The sequence below is a fragment of the Rossellomorea sp. GAMAL-10_SWC genome, from assembly GCF_049568075.1.
GTDB lineage: Bacteria > Bacillota > Bacilli > Bacillales > Bacillaceae_G > Gottfriedia.
Window position 1 is genome coordinate 3,983,926 of record NZ_CP144911.1, and the last position, 21,545, is coordinate 4,005,470.

Annotated in this window: 22 protein-coding genes; 8 read left to right on the top strand and 14 right to left on the bottom strand. The window is 35.7% G+C overall.

Features of this window, described 5'->3' with window-relative positions:
- Window positions 1-160: 160 nt before the first annotated feature.
- The 6 genes from V5E38_RS19330 to V5E38_RS19355 form a co-directional block, all read right to left on the bottom strand.
- A complete protein-coding gene (locus V5E38_RS19330; RefSeq protein WP_499211194.1) occupies window positions 161-1,549 on the bottom strand; it encodes a sigma-54 interaction domain-containing protein in 1,389 nt (462 codons plus the stop codon).
- Between the two features lie 65 nt (window positions 1,550-1,614).
- Window positions 1,615-2,478: a putative beta-lysine N-acetyltransferase gene (gene ablB, locus V5E38_RS19335; protein WP_499211195.1), complete on the bottom strand. Its 864-nt coding sequence runs from the start codon at window positions 2,476-2,478 to the stop codon at window positions 1,615-1,617.
- A complete protein-coding gene (locus V5E38_RS19340; RefSeq protein ID WP_499211196.1) occupies window positions 2,456-3,769 on the bottom strand; it encodes a zinc-binding metallopeptidase family protein in 1,314 nt (437 codons plus the stop codon). Before V5E38_RS19340 ends, ablB begins: the two co-directional genes overlap by 23 nt.
- Window positions 3,770-3,784: 15 nt before the next feature.
- Window positions 3,785-4,447: a 3-oxoacid CoA-transferase subunit B gene (locus tag V5E38_RS19345; RefSeq protein WP_387330572.1), complete on the bottom strand. Its 663-nt coding sequence runs from the start codon at window positions 4,445-4,447 to the stop codon at window positions 3,785-3,787.
- Entirely contained in the window at window positions 4,432-5,130 is a 699-nt protein-coding gene (locus V5E38_RS19350) for a CoA transferase subunit A (RefSeq protein ID WP_499211197.1), read from the bottom strand. The genes V5E38_RS19345 and V5E38_RS19350 overlap by 16 nt, the downstream gene beginning before the upstream one ends.
- A complete protein-coding gene (locus tag V5E38_RS19355) occupies window positions 5,127-6,461 on the bottom strand; it encodes a PLP-dependent aminotransferase family protein (RefSeq protein ID WP_499211198.1) in 1,335 nt (444 codons plus the stop codon). The genes V5E38_RS19350 and V5E38_RS19355 overlap by 4 nt, the downstream gene beginning before the upstream one ends.
- Before the next feature lie 396 nt (window positions 6,462-6,857).
- On the opposite strand from V5E38_RS19355, the gene V5E38_RS19360 reads away from it, so the two are divergent.
- The 3 genes from V5E38_RS19360 (at window position 6,858) to V5E38_RS19370 (ending at window position 9,691) form a co-directional block, all read left to right on the top strand.
- A complete protein-coding gene (locus V5E38_RS19360; protein ID WP_499211199.1) occupies window positions 6,858-8,690 on the top strand; it encodes a terpene cyclase/mutase family protein in 1,833 nt (610 codons plus the stop codon).
- 114 nt (window positions 8,691-8,804) lie between these two features.
- Entirely contained in the window at window positions 8,805-9,104 is a 300-nt protein-coding gene (locus V5E38_RS19365) for a hypothetical protein (protein WP_387330563.1), read from the top strand.
- 212 nt (window positions 9,105-9,316) lie between these two features.
- A complete protein-coding gene (locus tag V5E38_RS19370) occupies window positions 9,317-9,691 on the top strand; it encodes a hypothetical protein (protein ID WP_499211200.1) in 375 nt (124 codons plus the stop codon).
- 361 nt (window positions 9,692-10,052) lie between these two features.
- Here V5E38_RS19370 and V5E38_RS19375 read toward each other — a convergent pair whose 3' ends face one another.
- From V5E38_RS19375 to V5E38_RS19385, 3 genes are all read right to left on the bottom strand, one after another.
- Entirely contained in the window at window positions 10,053-10,466 is a 414-nt protein-coding gene (locus tag V5E38_RS19375; protein WP_499211201.1) for a cupin domain-containing protein, read from the bottom strand.
- A gap of 114 nt (window positions 10,467-10,580) precedes the next feature.
- Entirely contained in the window at window positions 10,581-11,444 is an 864-nt protein-coding gene (locus tag V5E38_RS19380) for an aldo/keto reductase (RefSeq protein ID WP_499211202.1), read from the bottom strand.
- A 152-nt stretch (window positions 11,445-11,596) separates the two neighbouring features.
- Entirely contained in the window at window positions 11,597-12,817 is a 1,221-nt protein-coding gene (locus tag V5E38_RS19385; protein WP_499211203.1) for an MFS transporter, read from the bottom strand.
- A 139-nt stretch (window positions 12,818-12,956) separates the two neighbouring features.
- Here V5E38_RS19385 and V5E38_RS19390 point away from each other — a divergent pair, with 139 nt between their 5' ends.
- The gene (locus tag V5E38_RS19390) at window positions 12,957-13,496 is read left to right on the top strand and encodes a TetR/AcrR family transcriptional regulator (RefSeq protein ID WP_499211204.1); all 540 of its coding nucleotides are present in this window, start codon (window positions 12,957-12,959) and stop codon (window positions 13,494-13,496) included.
- A 240-nt stretch (window positions 13,497-13,736) separates the two neighbouring features.
- Here V5E38_RS19390 and V5E38_RS19395 read toward each other — a convergent pair whose 3' ends face one another.
- On the bottom strand, window positions 13,737-14,657 hold the full coding sequence (locus tag V5E38_RS19395) for an AraC family transcriptional regulator (RefSeq protein WP_499211205.1): 921 nt from the start codon (window positions 14,655-14,657) through the stop codon (window positions 13,737-13,739).
- Window positions 14,658-14,863: 206 nt separating this feature from the next.
- Between V5E38_RS19395 and V5E38_RS19400 the strand changes: the two genes are divergently transcribed.
- From V5E38_RS19400 to V5E38_RS19410, 3 genes are all read left to right on the top strand, one after another.
- Window positions 14,864-15,715 (top strand): aldo/keto reductase, encoded by an 852-nt coding sequence (locus V5E38_RS19400; RefSeq protein ID WP_499211206.1) that lies wholly within the window; start codon window positions 14,864-14,866, stop codon window positions 15,713-15,715.
- A 284-nt stretch (window positions 15,716-15,999) separates the two neighbouring features.
- Window positions 16,000-16,350, top strand: coding sequence for a cupin domain-containing protein (locus V5E38_RS19405; RefSeq protein WP_499211207.1), 351 nt, complete (start codon window positions 16,000-16,002; stop codon window positions 16,348-16,350).
- An 88-nt stretch (window positions 16,351-16,438) separates the two neighbouring features.
- Window positions 16,439-16,906 (top strand): 2-thiouracil desulfurase family protein, encoded by a 468-nt coding sequence (locus V5E38_RS19410; protein ID WP_499211208.1) that lies wholly within the window; start codon window positions 16,439-16,441, stop codon window positions 16,904-16,906.
- A 254-nt stretch (window positions 16,907-17,160) separates the two neighbouring features.
- Here V5E38_RS19410 and V5E38_RS19415 read toward each other — a convergent pair whose 3' ends face one another.
- Window positions 17,161-17,670 (bottom strand): DinB family protein, encoded by a 510-nt coding sequence (locus V5E38_RS19415; RefSeq protein ID WP_499211209.1) that lies wholly within the window; start codon window positions 17,668-17,670, stop codon window positions 17,161-17,163.
- Between the two features lie 346 nt (window positions 17,671-18,016).
- On the opposite strand from V5E38_RS19415, the gene V5E38_RS19420 reads away from it, so the two are divergent.
- Complete coding sequence (locus V5E38_RS19420; RefSeq protein WP_499211210.1) at window positions 18,017-18,562, top strand: dihydrofolate reductase family protein; 546 nt, start codon at window positions 18,017-18,019, stop codon at window positions 18,560-18,562.
- A gap of 340 nt (window positions 18,563-18,902) precedes the next feature.
- Here V5E38_RS19420 and V5E38_RS19425 read toward each other — a convergent pair whose 3' ends face one another.
- From V5E38_RS19425 to V5E38_RS19435, 3 genes are read right to left on the bottom strand one after another with little or no spacing between them, the layout of a single operon-like run.
- A complete protein-coding gene (locus tag V5E38_RS19425) occupies window positions 18,903-19,685 on the bottom strand; it encodes an SDR family NAD(P)-dependent oxidoreductase (RefSeq protein WP_499211211.1) in 783 nt (260 codons plus the stop codon).
- Between the two features lie 23 nt (window positions 19,686-19,708).
- On the bottom strand, window positions 19,709-20,218 hold the full coding sequence (locus tag V5E38_RS19430; RefSeq protein WP_097974029.1) for an aromatic-ring-hydroxylating dioxygenase subunit beta: 510 nt from the start codon (window positions 20,216-20,218) through the stop codon (window positions 19,709-19,711).
- A gap of 20 nt (window positions 20,219-20,238) precedes the next feature.
- The gene (locus tag V5E38_RS19435) at window positions 20,239-21,540 is read right to left on the bottom strand and encodes an aromatic ring-hydroxylating oxygenase subunit alpha (RefSeq protein ID WP_335478241.1); all 1,302 of its coding nucleotides are present in this window, start codon (window positions 21,538-21,540) and stop codon (window positions 20,239-20,241) included.
- Window positions 21,541-21,545 lie beyond the last annotated feature (5 nt).

Consider the following 21,545-nt stretch of genomic DNA (forward strand, 5'->3'; position numbering starts at 1 on the left):
AAATTCTAACTATTCAGCCTGTTTTTTTATTTTTTAAAGTTAAAATCTTAAGTTGGTATCTTCCCAAGATGAATCAAAAATAATAAAACCGCCTAAAATTAGGCGGCTTGGCTATTGAATGAAGTGCTAAAACTAGATTTTTTAGAGATTTAAATGTAGTTTATACTACGATATTTAACTTTTGAATCTTATATTGAAGAGTTTGCCTAGGTATTTCAAGTAGTGCTGCAGCTTGTTGAATATTAGAATTTGTTTGTAGCAATGCTTGTTTAATAAGTGAAATTTCCATTTCTTGCATAGCAGAACGTAAAGGCTGAACTCCTTTTGTGTCAGTACTTTTCTTAATTTGTTGTAGTTGAATCGGAAGATGTTTAACTGTAAGTGTATGCCCTTCTACCATAATCATAGCATGCTCAATCGTATGCTTTAGTTCTCGGACATTACCTGGCCAATTATATTGGTGGAATAGCTCAAATACAGTATGTTCTACATTACGAATATTCTTTGAGAAACGTTCATTAAATTGCTCAACAAAATGAGACGTGAGTAGCTCGATATCATAATTCCTTTCTCTTAAAGGCGGTATGAACAAAGAAAACACATTCAAACGATAATACAAATCCGGTCGCATGATACCGTTTTGAACGCAATCTAAAGGTGATTCGTTAATTGCAGCGATTACCCTTACATTAACTTTACGAGTCTTTTGATCACCTATCCGGCGAACAACTCCATCCTCTAGTACTCTTAATAGCTTGGCTTGAAGCTCTAATGGCATTGAGTTTAGTTCATCTAAAAACAAGCTTCCACCATCTGCAAGTTCAAATAACCCTGCTCGATCTATCGCTCCCGTATAACTACCCTTTGTCGTACCAAACAGTATACTTTCCAATAATGATTCTGGTAAAGCAGCACAGTTTTGAGCAATAAAAGGGCCTTCACTTCTATTAGAACAATAGTGAATTGACTGTACGAAAAGTTCTTTTCCAGTTCCAGTTTCACCAACTACCAGTACTGCAGAGTCTGCATTTGCTACCTTTTCTACTTGATTTTTAACGGCTATTAATGCAGGGTCATCCGTTAATATATCTGAGATCGTATATGAGTGAATTTGTTTAGCTTTTCCTTTTTTCACTTGCGGTTTAATTCTCGCTTGTAAGTCTAAAACCTTCTCACCAAGCGTTTTAATTGTAGAATAATCCTTTGCAATTTCAACAGCACCGATCAATTGATCATCCAAAATAATTGGAATTGTCGTGTTAACTGTATCAATAAAATGGCCTTTAATATTTTCATAGCGTTGAGGCTGTTGAATAATCGCTTGCTTTGTTTCTAGTACTTTCAATAAGGTACTTGTTTCTTTCGTTAAAGAAGGGAAAGCTTCTAGTACATGCTTTCCCAGAACCTCCTCAACTGAAACACCGTCATGGTCAGCCGCAACTTGATTATAAAATATAGTCATTCCATTTTTGTCGACTGCGTGAATTGATTCATCGATACTGTTTAATATGGCACTAATCATTTCATTAGTTGGAATTGTTGCGTTCATTTCATAACCATCCTTTCACTGCCGAAAAATTAGCAATTTGACGCTCATTTTTCGGCAGTTTGACATTAAAAGACTACTTTTGAAAGATCCTTCACCCATACATTCATATCTTCTAATTTATCAAAGATATAGCAGTTGTTTGTCATTCTTCCAGTATACTTATACCCTAATTGATGAAAGGCTGCATTCATTCCATATGATAATGATCGCGCGATCGTATAAGAGCAATAAACTGATTGGCTTACTAAATCCTGTTCCAACTTCTTCATTAACTCTTTCATCAATCCATGCTTACGATGCTCTTCAAGTGTCGCACAATTTGTTAGCTCGGCATTTCTTTGACCGAAGTCCACTTCAGCAGATGCTGCACTTACAATATTTCCATCTTTCTCATAAATCCAATAAATCGTCCCTTCATCCATCGTCTTTTCAACATAAGCCGATTCATTTAAAGGTGTAGGATATACCTTAAAAACTTGACCATATAATTTAGCAAGTTTAGTTGAGTCATTTTTTTCTGCTCTTCGTAAAACATAATCGTCAGGAATTACTTTTTCTTTTGACCTGTCACTCTTTAAAACAGCATCTAAAATGTCATCTCCAGCGGCCCAATAAAGACTATTTCTTCTATCCTGGCTAGCATATTTCGTGACAAAAAAGCCATCACTACCTTGAAAATAGCCTTTCAGTGCAGATTCAATCATATATCCTGATTGTAGGAAGGAATATAAATGTTCACTTCTTGCTTTAATAATAAACTTAGTAAATTTGTATTCTTTTGCTAGTTTTTCTATTCTCTCAATTAGTAGTGATACATTCCCTAAGTAAAAATCAACTCGAATTCGCTCATTAAAATAATCTAAAGCACCTTCGAAATAATAGTTTTCCTGTTGAACTTTAATTGTTTCATAATACTTTTTCGTTTTCATATGCTCCCTCACCTTCATGTTGTTGGCCCTCAACTCCACACCAGTCAATTAATGTACAGGCAATAATTTCTGCAGCTAAAAACATTTGATCTAAATCAATAAATTCATCTGGGTAGTGAGCTACTTTTGTCTCCCCTGGACCAAAAACAATCATTGGAATGTTTAAAATTTGTGTAAATAATCCTCCATCAGTTCCCCAAGGTGCAGCTTCAACTACTGGGTTTTGTTTCATTGTTTCAAGATAGTTTCGTTGCAAAGTTTGCACTAATTCACTATCAGCTTCAACGGTACCAGGAACCCATCTTGCTCCAAACCACTCTACTTCTACAGGATTTTCTACGAACCAATCATCAAGATTTTTAATATTATCGATCCAATTCTCAAATTCTATTTTCGTATCTTCTAATCTTTCATTTGGCGCTACTCCGAATCTTCCTTCTAAAGTCACTAGATCAGATACAGAAGATGGCCATGTCCCACCATGAATTGTTCCAATATTAATTGGAATTGGAATCGGTACTCCATCATATAACGGATCAGCTATTCGTTCATTTCGTAATTGCTCAAGTTTTTGGATTTGTTGAATGATGAGTACGCTTTTTTCGATAGCGCTTACACCTTCGTAACGAGTACCTCCATGTGCGACCTTACCTTTTACCTTAAGACGGAACCACATTGATCCTTGTTGCTTAATGAAAAACTTCATATTTGTTGGTTCAGGGATAATAACACCATCAGCTGTATATCCTCGCAAAATTGTAGCAAGTGTACCAGCACCACCACTCTCTTCTTCGATTACACTTTGAAAATAAACATTACCTTTTAGCGTAATTCCACTTCCTTTTATTGCTTCAATCGCTAAAATTAACGCAACATTTCCGCCCTTCATGTCAGTTGCCCCACGCCCATAAAGCTTGTTATCTACAACGTTTGCACCGTATGGAGGGTAAGTCCATTGTTGAATATTTCCTTCTGGAACAACGTCTATATGTCCATTTAAGATCATGGACTTTCCTCCACTCGTTCCCTTAAGCGTAGCGACAATATTAGGACTACCAGTAAAACTGTCTCTTGTTGAAATAAAATAAGGATGCTCTTTCATTTCTTTTAGATCTGGATCCCATACGTCTAAATCCAATTCAAGCTCTCTCAGTTTTTCTAGGACAATTGCTTGTGCCTTACTCTCATTACCTGACACACTATTTTCCATTACTAGCTGTTTAAGGAGTTCAATTGTTTTATCTTTATGTTCGCTTATATAATCTTGAATAACTTTTTTGTAACGACTCATCCTCTTCACCCTTTTCTATATAAACATTTTTAAATCCGTACTAATTTCTAGTTTCGCACCAGTCTTTTCGATTACATCCTCTACAGTATATGGACTCATTAGTTCTTTAAGCACTAAAGTATCATCGACTACTTCAATGACAGCCATTTCCGTTATGATTAAATCAACACAGGATTTAGAAGTTAATGGTAAACTACATTCTTTCACAATTTTTGGATTCCCAGCTTTATCGGTATGATTCATAACGACTATTACTCTTTTAGCTTTTTGAGCTAAATCCATCGCCCCACCTATTCCTGGTACACGCTTTCCAGGTACAATCCAGTTTGCTAAATCTCCTTTTTCACTAACTTGCAATGCCCCTAGTACCGTTAAATCTAGTAAACCTCTTCGTATAATGCCAAAAGCAGTAGCACTATCAAAATAGCTAGCACCTTTTAAAACAGTGATCGGGAAACCACCTGCATTACATAAATTTTCATCTTCTTTCCCTTTTTCGGGACTCGGTCCAATTCCCATAACGCCATTTTCCGCATGGAACATAACATGTACATCTTCCGGTAAGTAATCAGGAACAATGGATGGAATTCCAATCCCTAAATTTACGATCATTCCGTTTTTTATTTCCTTAGCAGCTCGCATTGCAATTTTTTGACGAAAGTCTATTCCCATGCCCATTTCCAGTTCACTCCTTCTGATGAAATTATGTAATCAACAAATACACCTGGAGTTACGATTTCCTCAGGATTCAACGAGCCAAGTGGAACGATTTCTTCTGCTTCTACAATCGTAATATCTCCTGCCATAGCCATATGAGGATTCATATTCCTTGCACTCTTGTCAAAAATCAAATTTCCAAATGGATCAGCTTTCTTTGCAAAAATAATACTGACTTCTGCTTTAAGAGCTTCTTCAACTAGAAATTGTTTACCTTTAACAGTTACTTTCTCTTTACCGTTTTCTGCCATACTATCAAGACCTACATCTACTAAAACTCCTCCAAGCCCCATTCCTCCAGCTCGTATACGCTCTGCTAACGTACCTTGCGGAGAAAATTCTACTTTGAGCTTACCTTCCGTCATTAATTTTCCTGCAAACGGATTCGATCCTATATGAGATGTCACAATTGACTTAACCCTTTCATTCCTTACCATCCTTCCGATACCAATGTCCGGAAATCCAGTATCATTACAAATCAAATGAAGATCCTTAACCCCACTATCAAATAATGCTTGAAGTAAAGTTGGCGGTGAACCGACTCCTCCAAATCCTCCAACCATTAGTGTCATGTCGTCATGAAAAAATTGAAGAATTTGTTCCAGTGTTGCTATTTTTTTATAAGTATTTTCAACTAAATTCATACGGTTTCCCCCTTAGCTGTATAAGTTAGTTGGGATTGTTCCATTTCCAATTCTTTTAAACCATCTGTAAGAATTTGAAGCAATTCATCCAGCTCTCCATAAGTAATCGTTAAAGGTGGTGCAATCATGAAAGCTGAATCTTCTTTTCCGTTTTTTCCAGCAACAGAAGGGTATAACAGTAAACCCTTACTCATTACTTTTTGAATAAAGGAACTTGATTTTATATCATGAATAAATTCAATGCCGATTAACAAACCTTTTCCTCTAACATCTCCTATGAATGGAAATTTCTCCTTTAATCCTTGGAGCTTATTCAACAGATAATTACCTTTTTCTTCTGCGGCTTGTACTAAATTATGCTTCTCAACATATTCAATAACGGCCAATGAAACAGCAGCTGATAGTGGGTTGGCACTAAAAGTATGTCCACTCATTACAAGTTTTGAACCTTGCATAATCGGTTCAATAATTCGATCGCTAGCAATTGTTGCAGCCATTGGTGTATAGCCAGATGTTAATCCTTTTCCAAGCGTAACGATATCAGGCTGAACCCCCCAATGCTCCATTGCAAACATTTTTCCAGTACGTCCAAGGCCAGTCATAACCTCGTCTGCAATCAGTAAAATATCGTACTTTTCACAAATTGCTTTAATTCTTTGGTAATAACCTTTAGATGGTACAATCGCACCTCCTGCAGCACCGATAATTGGTTCAGCAATAAATGCTGCAATATGTTCAGGGCCAATTCGATCAATGGCTGTTTCTAATTCAGATGCACACGCCAAATCACAAGATGGATGTTCTAAGTTGAAAGGACAACGATAACAATAAGGTGGTGAAACTGAAGGGTAATCCTCCAAGATTGGTACAAAACGTTGACGTCTTAAAGGGTGACCCGACATAGATAGTGCTCCAATTGTTATGCCATGGTAGCTCATCCAGCGTGAGAGAATTTTATTTTTCCCCTTCATTCCCTTTTCTTGGTAATGCTGTATCGCCAGTTTCATAGCAGTTTCTGTTGCTTCAGTACCACTATTAACAAAGAACGTCCAATTTAAATCACCTTGAGTGATATCACTCAGCTTCTTTGCTAGCTTCTCTGCAGGTTCACTAGTAAACTGTGAACGGTAAACAAAAGATACTTGTTTTGCTTGTTCAGTCATAACATCAATGATTTCCTCAACACCATGACCAATTCCTACAGTAATTGCACCAGATGAACCATCAATGTACCTTTTACCATCTTTATCAAATAGGTACACACCCTTTCCATGAGAAATCATAGGGTAATGCTGGCCAAGTAATGGTTTAATTAAATAATCTCTTTCCATTTTTCATCCCCACCCTTCCTTATATAAAACGAAAAAGCCACACTACTAAATATTGGAAATTTAAATAGAGGGTATTTTTTAGTATTCTTGCTTTCTGAGAGACTTCCTTTTTATTTTTTTACACTTATTCTCTGTATTCAAAAATTAATAGCTGTTTTTACTTCTTAACAAAAGATTTGTACAGATAGTTGCCCGCCCCAATTGATGGCCATATACATATCTATATATAGAAAACGCGTCGACTGACAATCGTTTTAGGCAAAGTCAGAGGCGTAGTTGCACTTATACTTAAATCCTAAAATTGGCAACCACTTGAGTAAGTTTCCCTGCTGCCAATTTATAATTTTTAACGTGAAAAAAATAGGGATCACAATCAGTTGGCGGTGAAGATTAAAAATGGATTTATCGGAGAAAGTTAGAGTTGAGATAGATAGTCTAATAGATAAAATTAAATTGGATCAGAGTGATGATGGATCATGGAGATATTGTTTCGAAAGCGGTCCTATGACAGATGCCTATATGATTATTATTTTAAGAACGATTGAATGTCATGATGAAGAACTAATTAAGAAGCTGGTAAATCGTTTATTAATAAAGCAAGACGCCAGTGGGGCCTGGAAGCTTTTTGATGACGACTCAGGAAATTTATCGGTAACTGTAGAAGCTTACACTGCATTGCTGTTCTCTGGTTATATAGAAATTACTGATGATATAATGAAGAAAGCAAAAGCGTTCATTCGTCAAAATGGGGGATTAGAGAGTGTACATGTCTCCACAAAATTTATGCTTGCTTTACATGAATTGTACCCATGGCCCAGGTTTTTTCCAGTCCCTCTCCTTTTAATGAATTTACCAAAGTTTTTTCCTTTTTCCTTCTTTAAATTTAGTTCTTATGTTCGATTCCACTTTGCTCCACTTTTAATATTAGGACATAAAAAATTTACGATTAAAAATAAATGGACGCCTACAATACAACATTTGTTTACAAACAATAAATTTAGCAAAAAGCGGAAATTCCCAAATTTTAATATACCTTTCACAAAATCATTATCCAAAATGGCTATTAAGAAGGCAGAGAAATATATTCTTCAAAATATTGAAAGGGATGGAACATTATCTAGTTATGCCAGCGCTACTTTTATTGGAATTTATGCACTTCTTTCATTAGGCTATCAAGTTACCTCTCCCGTAATTCAAAATGCTGTTTTAGGTATAAAGTCTTTCCTATTTGAATTGGAAGATTCCCTTCATATCCAAAATTCCCCTTCGACAATATGGGATACAGCACTTACTAGTTACGCATTGCAGGAAGCAGGTGTGCCAATAAATGATAAAGCGATCGAGTCTGCTTCTAACTACTTAGTCTCTCTCCAACATACACTAGTCGAGAAAGACCATCTGATTTGTTTAGGTGGATGGGGATTTTCGGACAGCAATACTCAAAATCCGGATGTAGATGATACCCAAGCAGTCTTAAGAGCAACAACTGATTTCTCTTTAATAGATGACGATTATCGAAAATCTTGGAACGCTGGAGTGAAATGGTTATTTGATATGCAAAATAAGGACGGCGGATGGGCCTCATTTGAAAAAAACAGTAGCAAATACTTAAAACTCATTTTCCCTATCCAAAACTTTGTTGATACTGCAATTGATCCATCTACAGCAGATTTGACCGGTCGAACAATCGAATTTCTAGGATCCAAATTAAAATTAACAATGGTTCATCCAAGAATTGAAGATGGGGTTAATTGGTTAATCCATCATCAACACGAAAATGGTTCATGGTACGGTCGTTGGGGAATTTCATATATTTATGGAACATGGGCTGCTATTACTGGTATGAAATCGGTCGGTATCCCTTCAAGTCACCCTAGTATTCAAAAAGCTAATAACTGGCTACTCAATATAAAAAACGAAGATGGTGGCTGGGGTGAGTCTTGTAAAAGCGACATAGAAAGAAAGTATATCCCTCTTTCTTATTCGACAATTGTTCATACATCGTGGGTTGTGGATACGCTCATTTCCATCAACGATTATCCTACTAGTGAAATTGATGATGGAATAGTAAACATTTTAAACTGGTTAAAGGTCCATGATAAGCGATTGACCTATCCAACAGGTGGTGGATTACCAGGTCATTTTTATATAAATTACCATAGCTATCGTTATATTTGGCCTTTATTGACTTTAAGTCATTATCTAAAAAAATATGAGACAAGTGACTAATTTGCGATTTCCAGTTAAACGCCTTGTCCTTATTTTCTTTGACGGCATATAATACATTGATATTTGTGTATATGTCATTTTAGTTTATGGTTTAAACAATAAAGGAGTGGCTTTATGGGAAATCTTGACCCAAGCTTAATGAGAGAATTTTGTGGTAAAATTTGTGATCCTCGCAAGTTTCCACGCATTTATAGTATTCTTCGATCATATCGAAAAAATGATTTAAAAAGCCGAGAAGGCGCATGTCATATGATTGACAGACTATCGGATTGCTGCAGTGTATCAATAACTGCGGAACAACGCGAAAACGCAGCTCAATGGCTAATGAATTGTGACGTAAACCCACAAGATCCTGATCACCAAAGAGAAATGTGGAATATGATAAAAAGCAGTAGAAGACGTTCTTGGTTTTAATTAATTGCAGACAGTAATTTTTAATATATTTTAAATAAAAGGCCTATAAGATTCCTCTTTTGAATTATTTCTAAGAGGGATTTTATAGGCCTCTTTGTATGGGTGATTTTATATATAAATTAAGAGAAGACGATAGATTCCTTATACAACTAATTGGCAGGATAGTTCAATAAGAAATGTTAGAATATAGTATTGAAAGGTGATGATTATTTGTGAGAGATTTCCCTGAAGAAAACGATTTTCTTTCGATGTTTGAGTGTGAACCTAAACTATTCGATTCCAATACAAAAGATTTGCCATTTTATTATAATCAAGCAACATATCAATTTTCGAATGAGGAAGAAGACTTTGTTGTTACAGTTTCTCCATCACATGGTGAAGTAAAAATACAAGTAACTCAGCCAAATTCCGATAGATTATTATCGCTTTTGGAACTGAAGCGAGTTGAGAAATTTGAGATTACAGCAGATAAAAGAGATTTTTCAAGCGTACTTTTGACAGTTATTAATGAAGATTCTCAGCAAACAATAGAAATTGATTTTAAGCCAAGATTTAAATTGATATTTAAAGAGCATTTTACTTTGTAAACTTTTAATCTAATTCAACTAAAGCATGCGATTCTTCAATAACGAATGATCGTTTTTTATTGAAAATTGCAGATTAGTTAAATAAAGAATAGGAATTTCAGGATAAAAACAGAATATTTCAAGTTCCTTATACAACACCAAGGGAGTACGATATAAACTTCCATTCACTGTTGTGCATCTGAGGATTCATGGATGGCTAACGCATGCTTTAGTTGAAGATGGTCACGAGTCGCAAATGTGGCTTTTTTTATTGAAGTAAATGCCAAGATAGTTTAAGTATATTATTTTCATTAAAAGGAAGTTCTTTATAAAACAATTAACGCATCGAATTCAGTGACTCGATGCGTTAGTTTATTTCAATTTATTTAGTTGCATTTTCATATATTTCGTCCGAAACGGGTTCTAACCATTCCGGTGTACCTGCAGTGATTGCAATGTGTTCAAGCCAACTATTTTTTGCGGCACCATGCCAGTGTTTCACGCCATCGTGAGTGACAATAACATCGCCAGCTTTTAAGAATTGAGCTGGTTTTCCTTCTTCTTGGTACCAACCTTCTCCACCAGTTACTAATAAAATTTGAAATCCATCACGATGGATATGCCAGTTATTTTGGCAGCCTGGTTCAAAGGTGACATTCCCAACTCCAACACTAACTTTAGGATCAGCAACCAAAGATTTAAGATAACTTTGTCCTACAAAATATTGTGCAAATGCTTCATTTTTTTCGCCTACTGGGAAAATAACTCCATTTTTTACTGCTTCATGTTTTGCCATATTAAATTCCTCCAACACTTAATTATTAGTCTATTTGAACAGTTGGTCGAACAATCAATTCAAAAATTGTTACTTTTATAGCTGTCGTATAAAAAGTCCTCATTCATTACATGTTTACTTTAATTTTCCGCCAAATACCGGGAAAAAGCTATGCTCACCATAATTTTGTATTTGCTCTATATTCTTCAAAGTTTCCATATCCGCGTCGCTGATAGTAAAATCAAGCTCTGCATTGTTTCTCATGTGATCTGGATTTGCCGTCTTAGGAATTACTACAAGACCAAGTTGAATATCATAACGTAGGCAAAGCTGAGCAACAGATACTTCATACTTATCAGCTATTACTTTAATCTCATGATTATCCAGAACTGCACCGTGGGCAATTGGTGAATATGCCTCTACCATGATGCCTTTCTTCTGGCAGAATTCAATTAGTCCAAAAGGAGTATTGCTCACATGTGCCAATACCTGATTTACCATAGGTTTGATCTCACAGCTTGCAAGTATATTCTCTAAATCATCCTGAAGGAAGTTAGAAACACCGATTGCCTTTACCTTGCCTGTCTTATAAGCATCTTCCATGGCTTTCCATACTACTTTGTTTTCCTCGAAATAACGGTTCTCTTCACGGAACTCCATCCAAGGCTGTGGACTGTGTATAATCAGAAGGTCAATGTAATCCAGTCTCAACTTATCTAAAGACTCAACAATGGACTGAGAAACTGCATCATAGCTCTTTGCTTCTGCAGCAACCTTTGTCGTTATAAAAAGTTCTTCTCTTGGGACACCGCAGGAACGGACTCCTTCACCTATGCCAGCTTCATTCATATATGCCTGTGCAGTATCAATATGACGATATCCGATAGATACTGCATCACGCACTGCTTGTGCTGCCTGTGTATCGTCAAGTAGCCAAGTACCAAGACCTAAAATTGGAATTTCTACACCAGTTGATAATTTGAAAGTTTTGTTTAACATGCTTTTGTCTCCTTAAAATATTTATATTTTTCAATCCTTCAAGATAATTAATATTTCCTTGTCATTGTCCACATTTTTGTTATCTTGTAAATGTGCTTTTACTTGACCTTTAGCACCACCTAAAGCAGCGATGATCCAGAGTCGATTGTAAATTAGCCTTTTTGATATTTCGGAGCTTTACTACTAAGACTAAATGAGATTGCTCCGATAATTGCAGCAATGGCGACTGATACAGCTCCAATCCAGCTTACAGCCAACACCGACGTGCTTTTTACAGCAACCCCGCCAATTACTCCTGCAGTTGCAATGCCTAACTGAATAAAAGAACTATATAAACTAAGCATAATTCCTGATGCTTCAGGAGCAAGCCAAATCAGATTATACTGCATACCTGGACCAGAAGACCACGCCGAGAATCCCCATAGTATAAGCAACGGATAAGCAACATAGGACGGCCTAGCGATAGTAGATAACAACACTAAAGCAATTACGTGAATAGTCAATCCGCCAATAAGGGTACTTGCGTTTCCAACTTTATCGGTCATAAATCCGCCAAATTTGGAACCAACTAAGGAAGCAATGCCAAAGGCAAACAAGGCAAAACTTACTTCACGTCCGTTTATAGATGTAGCAGTTAGCAGGAAAGGTGCAATATACGAATACATTACACCATATCCTAACTGCCAAAAGAACGTTATACCAAGACCCATTAAGATTTTGGGGTTCATTAGATATGAGAGTTGCTTGCCCAGGGGAATAGCGGCTCCGTTATTTGTAGTAGGAATCGTACGCATAATAACAAAGATCCCTAATAAACTAAGTACACCGATTCCCACAAATATTAGTTTCCAATCGTAATATGTTGCAACAAGACGACCAATTGGTACGCCGATGATGATAGCAGCACTAAATCCAAGAATAACCGTGCCTATTGCTCCTGCTTGTTTTTCTGGTGAAGCTAAACTTGTAGCAGTAGTCTTTGCAGCAATAGCAAAAACTCCACTTCCTAGAGCAAGTATAATTCGTGAGATTATTAGAAAACTGAAACCAGGAAGGATGATTGTCATTAAACTACCAAACACAACTAGAGCAAGCGATAGAATTAATAACTTACGCTGATGCAATCTTGTCGTAGCCATTACGACTAACGGCGATCCGAATGCGTTAGCAAGAGCAAATACGGTGATAAGTTGCCCAGCCACCGATACAGAAACATTAGTTGAGATAGCAACTTTATCCAATATACCTGCAATAACATACTCTGATGTACTGACAATAAAAGTAATCAATGCCAGCATGAAAATCTTCCAGGTATTTTTCAAATTTATCACCCTCTTATTAAATTCAATAACACTATTCGTAGTAATAAACATTTATTGAATAATCAACATCTGTTTATTATTATTATAAAAAGATCGAATCCATTCAATGGTTAAATCAGCGCAATTCGTTGAATAATCAACAAATCTAACAAGATTGTTGAATATCTTAAGGGAAAGTTGGTGAATTTGTATGTCTAAAGTGGATAGAAGAAAATCTAAAAGCCAAGAAGCAATTAAAAATGCACTTTTAGAACTGATGTCTGAAAGAAATTTCGATGACATTACTATTCAAGATATTGCAGACAGGGGAAATGTTAATAGGGGAACAATCTATCTTCATTACACCGATAAGTATGATCTTTTAGATAAACTTATGGAAGAACATATAAACCATCTCAGGGAAACAAGTATATGGGCATGTGAAAAAGAATGGGTAGATGCCACTCAAATCTTTTTCCAATATTTTGAAAGAAATTATTTATTTTTTTCAACGATGTTAGCGAGTAAAGGAGCAGCTTCTTTTCGCAGTAAGTTTTTGTTTTTTCTAATAGAAGAGTTCAAGGATGAAGTGAATAAAGAGAAAAACAGAGGACTAAGTGAAGAAGTTATTGTTAAATTCGCTGCAAATGCTTATGTAGGGGTTTTAGAATCATGGTTAAAAGATGGAATGCCTAATCCACCTCATATGATTGCAAAAGAATTAGGGATATTGTTAGAAAGAGTTGTATAGGTTCTATTTTGATAATAGATTTGAATGAGAATTGTAATTTCTTGTACAACTAAAGCATGCTTTAGTTGAATTAGAAAAAGTAAAGATCACTAATTGTGGTCTTTTTTCATTCCCTTATTCAATATAATGGCAGGTTAGTTTAAGTATAATCTTTCACAAGGTATAGAAAAAAAGCCGACCTCCACATATGGAAATTCGGCATTTTTCTCTATATATTAGCCTTTAATTAAAATTTTTCAGTTAAGCGTTAATCCTGTGGTCATAATTCTCCCTAAGCCGCTTCATATCTTCTATTGGAGGAAAACCAAACATTCGTGAATATTCACGGCTGAATTGCGATGGGCTTTCATAGCCTACATGATAAGCCACAGTATTGGCATCCGTGGAATCAGATAATAACAGACGACGAGCTTCCTGTAGTTTTAAGTGTTTTTGAAATTGAATAGGGCTCATTGCAGTTACTTCTTTAAAATGCTTATGAAACGAAGACACACTCATATTGGCTGTTTCTGCAAGCTCTTCAACTTTAAATGGTTTATCATAGTTAGTCATGATTAGTTGGATTGCATTTTTAATGTGATAGGCACTGTTACCCTTTATTACAATTTTCTTCAGCGTATCACCGTGTTCCCCCTTAAGAACTTTATAGATAACTTCTTTTGTGAACAGAGGAGCAAGTGTAGGAATATCTTCTGGGGTATCTAGAAGTCGAACTAACCTCACTACTGCATCCACCAAAGATGGATTTAATTTACTGACAAACATGCCTCGCCCTGAATTTCCTTCTGAAACAGATGAAAAGTTTACATTGCCTAAAACTTCCAAAATTTCCTTTGTAGTAAGTTCTAGTATAAATCCTAGATAAGGATTCTCAGGAGCGGTGTCAATGATTTGGCTAGTAGCTGGCAAGTCGACAGATGCAACAAGGTAATCTCCGGGGCCGTATTTAAAGTCCTCCATTCCTACCGATACTTCTTTCGTACCTTGAGCCGTAATGCAAAGGGATGGCTTATAAACCCCATAGTTGGGATCTTTATCAGTAGAAGAACGTCGAACAAAAAACAAAGAAGGAATAGCAGTCTCGTGAACTCCGTTTGTACCTGTATGACGCTCGATGACTCTTGCTAGTTCTGTTTGCTGATTTAATGCTTTCTCCTGCATAAATTCTCCCCTTCTCATTGTGATTCGTATATACATTATAACTTGTAATAAACTATTCTGTATATGTAGCTTAAGAGGATTAGGCAAACATTGAACACGAATAGGTAATAGTTTTTCATTCAATTTAATTATAATAAATATACGATTAGCAACATCTACAAATTCTAGGGTTTATCCTTAAAATTAAAATAGCAGGAGGAATTTACATGCAAAAAGTAGTTTTAAACAATGGAGTTGAAATGCCTATTTTAGGTTTTGGTGTTTTTCAAATTCAAGATGAAAATGAATGTGAACAAGCTGTTTATGACGCTATCATAGCAGGTTACCGATTGATCGATACAGCAGCTTCATATCTAAATGAAGAAGCAGTCGGAAGAGCAATAAAACGAAGTGGTGTATCTAGAGAAGAACTGTTTATTACAACAAAACTTTGGGTTCAGGATACTGGTTATGAGAACACAAAGAAGGCGTTCGCTAATTCACTGGAAAGGCTACAATTGGATTATTTAGACTTATATTTAATTCATCAGCCATTTGGTGATGTACATGGTTCTTGGCGTGCTATGGAGGAATTGTATAGAGAAGGAAAAATTAAAGCTATTGGGGTGAGTAACTTCCATCCAGATCGACTGATTGATTTAATCATTCATAATGAAGTTGTACCTGCAGTTAACCAAGTTGAAACACATGTTTTCAACCAACAAATAGATAGTACCAAATTCATGGAAGAGAATAATGTTCAGATTGAGTCTTGGGGACCATTTGCTGAAGGAAAAAATAACATGTTTCAAAATGAAGTTTTAGTTTCAATTGCTGAGAAGCACAATAAATCCGTTGCACAGGTTGTCTTACGATGGTTAACACAAAGAGAAGTTGTTGCGATTCCGAAGTCGGTACAAAAAGAAAGAATTATCGAAAACTTCAATATCTTTGACTTTGATTTAAACCAAGAAGATATGGACCAAATTGCCAAGTTAGATACGAAAGAGAGCTTATTCTTTTCACATAGGGATCCTGAAATGGTGAAGTGGATTGGTACGCGTAAGCTTGATATTTAAAATTTACTAAATATAGCTTTAATTTTTGTGAAATAAATTTGCATTTTCATTTCATAAACAGCCAGCTTACTTAACTGGCTGTTTTTCTATTTTAAGAATTGCTGTAATTGCACTAATTCTTGTTTAACTATCGCATGCGTTAGTTGAATATCAAAGCTGCTTAATTGCAGCTTTTTTATTTGTAAATGACAGAATAGTTAAAGGAAGTGTTGGTAATTCCAAAATGTGGTAAAGTTAATTTGTTCATTTAATTTAGAATTAACTAATATTAAAGGAGATAGATTATGCAAAATAAAGGACAATTAGAAGTAATTAACCTGCAAAAATTGACTCAGGATCAAATGGAATATACAAATTTCATCGTAAGTGAAGTAAATGACCACGCACTAAGAATAGCTGTAATAAATGGTGATTTTCACTGGCATAAACACGAGGATTGCGATGAATTATTTTGTGTATTAGAAGGCGAACTTTTTATTGACTTAGAAAACGATGAAACCATCTCTTTAAAACCTGGAGAAATCTTTACGATTCCAGCTAACACAATGCATCGAACTCGTTCAAATGAACGTACAGTTAACATTTGTTTTGAAAAGATAAGTAATGATATAAAAGGTACAAAAACAATAGATTGATATCCAACTAATGGACTTTTTTTGTTTTATAATTATAAAGTTATACCAACAACATTAAAAAGTATATATTTAAAATGAGGTGGAATCATTGATTTTAGTTAGTTCTTGTTTAGCTGGTTTAGAGGTAAGATACAACGGTTCCCATAGTTTAGATAATAGGATTCAAAAATTGTTACAAGTAAATAGAGCTATTACTGTATGTCCTGAATTACTTGGAGGTTTTTTAACACCAAGAGAGCCCGCAGAAATAGTAGGTGGTGACGGAGAAGATGTTCTTGATGGGAAAGCAAAAGTAGTTGAGAAATCGGGTAGAGACGTAACAGAACTTTACATAAAAGGGGCTTACCATACACTAAGGAAAGCTCAAGAAGTTAATGCAACTATAATTGTTCTTAAGGAGTATAGTCCATCCTGTGGTAGTGCCATGATCTATAATGGTGAATTTAAAGCTAAGAAAGTTGTTGGAAATGGTATCACAACAGCATTACTTAAAAGAAACGGTTTAAGAGTAATTTCAGAGGAAAAACTTACCGATATTCTTGATGAAATAATATAATTCTTAACCAACTAACGCATGCGATAGTTGAAGATCACGAGTCACAAAAGTGGCTCGTTTTTTATTGAACAAAATGGCAGGATAGTTGAACAAGAACCACTTCAATTTCGCTTGAGTACTGTATGTAAATCTAGTTTAATAAATACCGTTATCGGCAATAAAAAAAAGACCTTCCAGGAAGATCCTTTTTTGCTGCTTCTTCAACAAACGTACCCTAAATGAGAAATTAGTTTATTTCATTAATAGAAAAAGACTTATAAGTATTTATCACTAATCACTTTCATATGGTGTAACTCGTGCCCGGCAATGCCATATGCAATGGTACCTAACGAAACAGGTCTGTTCATTACAGTTCCATTACGAACCCACGCTGCATCATCAATGGTTGAAATAAGGCTTAACGTGTTGGAGCGTACCGTGTCTAAACCGGCTAGTAGCTGCTCCCAGGATAATTTGTTGAAATTTGCCGCAGAAACGTATTGATCCTGATCCATTGCTGGTAGTGGTGCACTTTCATTTCGTGCAATGGCAAGCATTCGATACGACATCACACGTTCCGAGTCGGTCATATGCCCAATCACTTCTTTTAAAGTCCATTTCCCTGGTGCGTACGCCTTCCTTGCTGACTCCTCTGATACGCTGTTTAAGAGGGTAATGGTCTTAGTTCGTTGCTTACTAAGTATTTCTATAATATCTCCATCTGGTACAAGACTAACATACCTATCATGCTCTGGATTTTCAATAGTTAATGGTCGTGGACGCACAAGAATCCTCCTCATCGGAATAGTTAATTATAGTTCTAGGCAAATATTCGACTTTCAAGAAGATATTTCCTTTAATTTTGATATTTAATTTCATTACCGCAAAATAATTGAAAAATAAACAACTTTTTCGATACATATATTTTGAATTTCTTATGCTACTAAAGCATGCTATAGTTCAATAAAACATAGAAAAAAATAATCAACCCCTATTTCATTTGGTAGTAAGTTCACTCCTCTTGTCGAAACCTTTTGGAAGGTACACTTTAATATTTAAAGAAGTAGTAATTGTTAGAATTTACCAATTCCTAACATTCGTAGTATATCAATTCAAACAAAGGAGACCAAAATGAGAAAAGTAATCGTATCGATGTACCTGTCTTTGGATGGTGTCATGGAGGAACCATCTTGGACCATGCCATATTTCAATGAAGAAGTGGGAAAGTTTCAAAATGAATTATTATTTTCGAGCGAAATTCTTCTATTAGGGCGAGTGACTTATCAAGGTTTTGCAGCAGCCTGGCCTTCCATGACTGATGAAGATGGTTTTGCTGACAAGATGAACAGCATGCCAAAGGTTGTCACTTCTACTACCTTGGAAGAGGCTGAGTGGAACGCTATCCTTATTAAGGATAATATTGCAGAAGAAGTATCGAAATTAAAGCAACAGCCTGGTCAGAACATATTAATCTATGGTAGCGGTGAGCTTATTCAAACGTTGATGCAACAAGACCTTATCGATGAATTTCACTTGATGGTGCATCCTGTTGTTCTGGGAAGTGGAAAGCGTCTCTTCAATGACGGAATCGATAAAAAGGTTTTTAAACTTGTAGAAACAAAGAGTACCAGTTCGGGGGTTGTTATTCTTTCCTACCAACTTGAGAGAAAAGAATAGCTAACTAGATGAATAAGAAAGCTCGTCAGAATAAGCTCTGGTGGGCTTTCTTTTTATTCAAACATGCAGGTTTTGTCATACTAATCATAAGTTTGAAGTATTCTTTATTCAACTAATGCATGCTTTAGTTAGTTAAGCAGCAAAAAAAGGATCAATAACTTAGATCCTTTTTATATAAACAAATCTGAAGCAGCTCTAACATACGATTTATCGTATAACTGGTCTCTAAAACAAATCATCATATATACCTTTTGAACTACTACCATTACCACTAAAAAAAAGAGTGTGTCCCTAAAAAGTAACCCCTTTTAAGACACCCTATTCTTTATCAAAAAATTTCTTAACCGAGCCCACGAACCGATAATCCACCATCACTAGAAATGACTTCACCAGTGATTGCACGTGACTGGTCAGATGCTAAAAGTACATATGCTGCAACATGATCTTCAGGCATTTGTGCAAGTTGAAGTGGATTTCTTCTTTTTATATTGCTTGCTTTTGTATCATTATCTACGGATTTAGTAAAAGTACGTAAAGGTGGGATGACAGTTAGTGCTGTTAAAGTTCCTCCTGGCGCTACTGCATTTACTCGTATATTTGGTGCTAGTTCAAAGGCAAGCTGACGCATTAATCCGATTTGTGCATGCTTACTAGCCGTGTACCAAACCCCACCACCGTCTGGATAGAAGCTTGCCCCAGATACTGTAAAAATAATATTACCATTTGTTTTTTGTAATTCCTCTAAAGCTGCTTTTGCACCAAAAAATGATCCTTTTACGTTTATATTTAATAGGTAATCATATGCATCTGATAGGGCCTTTGGTGTCACATCAGCGAATTTTGCAAAACCATCGAAAACGCCTGCATTCGCAATAAATACATCTAGTTTACCAAACTGTTCAACAGTCGCTTTTACAGCTCGTTCATTGTCTTCATATTTGCTTACGTCACCTTGAATGATAAGGAGATTGTCATTAAATTCTTCTTTCATTTGCTCTAGTGTTTCAAGTGAGCGACCAATAATACTTACCTTTGCTCCTTCTTGGATGAATCGTCTTGTAACGGCTGCTCCTATTCCAGATGCGCCACCTGTAATTAAGACTACTTTATCTTTTAATAACATCACTTGGCCTCCTTTTTCTTCTATTAAACAAAGATTGCAAGATTTCTAGTATTAATTGTTGTTTGATCTACAATAAATACCCTCTTTGAAAGCTTCCACTTCCCATCTTCATATGTAAACTCGTCATGACGTTCTCCAGAAATTAAATCATGGTGAATATCTGTGCTGCGGCTACGGTAAATCAGTAAGTAACTATTAACTACTGCCTTCTCCTCTTTAACTAGCTCTTTTACGCCAACATTACTTACAAAACGGCGGGTTCTTGAAGGAGGAATTTCAGCCCATGCATAGTCAGTTTTCAATCGATCTACTCGAAGCTTTAATAATTCAATATCATCATTAAAAGTAAACATCTCAGTAGAATAGTCTGGGCGCTCAGTTCCTTCTTTATTTACGCGTACAGGCATTTGATAGATTAAATTCGAATGCATTAAACTAAACCAATCATCAAATTCAATATCATCAAGTAGTTTTGCTTCATCAATTAACCACTGTTCAAATTGTAATTTCGCTATTAATTTTTCAACATTCATTTTTCTTCCTCCCCCCTTTATTACTTTGTCATTAATTCAAGCCAATAATGATAAAAATTGCGTTGACTTGCTTCTGTAAATTTATCATCATAGGCTACCCCAGGTCCGATAAAATCGACAGGTTCACGATGTAGTCCCATTGTATAGTTATAAGTTAAATTCTTTTGAAATGGCATTGGACCTTGAGCTGCTTCCGTTATATCTGTGAATACTTCAGTATCATCTTGCTCAAAAATACCAGATGGACTAAACGTTAAGATAAAGGAATCTCTTGATCGATTCTTCCATTCCTGAGAAGCATTTTTTTCTACTAGCATCCATGCAATTACTTCCATTTTATTGTGACTAATTGGTCTCCACATTCTAATTGAAGTATTCGAAATTAATTCGCCTTTAACTTTTGTGTGAGATATTAAAAATGACATATTCGGAAAAGCATTGCCAATCATATTTTTTAAGTTTGATAGAACTTCATATTGTTCTTCTGACAAGTTACTTTTATACTCGTCCTTCAATTCTTCAGGAAAAGCAAAGTCTGGGTTTGGTGTTCCAAGGTTTAATCCGTGTCCGTTTTCAGTATGAATTTGAAAACCGCGCTTCGAATATGTCGCATTTGGTACCATGCCTAATTTTGCAATTGAACCGTGAGTTACCATCGTATGGTATGAATCACCTACAAAGTTATCAGAACCGACCTTCCAGTTTGATTTAACGATAAAACGTTGAGGAGCTCCAATTACTTCCATCTCAGCTCGTCCTACTACGATATCTAAATACCACTTAAAATCGCCGAGAAACTCTTCAAGAGGCTCTGCATTTTCGTCCCAATTTCCAAATAAAAGTCCTTTATATGATTCTAGCTTCACTTGGTGAAGACCCATTTTTGATCGGTCAAGTCTTTCGCCATAAATATCTTTTTGAAGCGGTACTCCAACAAGTTCACCTGTATTTTTAAAGTTAAATCCATGATATGGACATGTAAATAAAGTCTTGTTTCCTTTATCAGCACGGCACAGCTTCATGCCACGATGTGTACACATATTGTAAAATGCATTGATTTCTCCCATACTTTCGCGTGAGATAATGATTGAATATCCTGCAAGCTCACGGGTCATAAAGTCCCCTGGATTTGGAATTTCGGATTCATGTCCAAGAAAAACCCATGTTTTTAAAAATACTTTTTCATGCTCTAATTCGTAAACGGCTTTATCACCTAGAAGATATGCAGGAATGACTCCTTCATCTGGTTTGACAGTTTCGTTTAAGTAATTTACTAGTTGTTCTTTTGATAATTCATCTAAAGTTTTTTCTGTTTTAATCATGCACA